This window comes from Maribacter litoralis (assembly GCF_003075045.1).
Lineage (GTDB): Bacteria > Bacteroidota > Bacteroidia > Flavobacteriales > Flavobacteriaceae > Maribacter > Maribacter litoralis.
On record NZ_QCZD01000026.1, the window covers coordinates 1 to 536 of the forward strand.

General features: G+C 26.3%; 1 tRNA gene. It reads right to left on the minus strand.

The window, feature by feature from the left end:
- Nucleotides 1-13: 13 nt before the first annotated feature.
- Nucleotides 14-87 (minus strand) — tRNA-Val (locus DCS95_RS20120).
- Nucleotides 88-536: the final 449 nt, after the last annotated feature.

Genomic DNA, 536 nt, shown 5'->3' on the forward strand with positions numbered 1-536 from the left:
ATATTATTATATACAACCCAAGGGGGATTTGAAACCCCGCACTAACAGTGTAAATGTTATGTCTTAACCAGACTTGACCATTGGGTCTTTATATGTAATATTTATAAAATAAAATAACTAAATTAATTATTTATTATTCTATATAAGCCTAATATAAGTATCGCAATAATTTCTACCGATTACAAAACGGTTGCATTACTTTTCTGCTAAAAAGGCGTCAATTATAAAGATATTATAAAAATACCTAGTATTATATAAATAATTAGTACTTTATATCTAAAAATGTTTTCATTCTTACAACTAAAGCCTATTAATACATATAAAAATAAATTTATATGTATTACACTCGTAGTGTTCTACTACGTATAAAAAGTATCATAAAGTTTGCTTCGCGTTTATATGCTTTCAACACTTATCTTTAACTGATGTAGCCTTCCTGCCATGCCTATAGAATCAAAATACTTAAGTATAAGTATTCGATATAGTGTATAACTACACTATATACTATAAACAACAGGTAAACCAGAGATCAATAT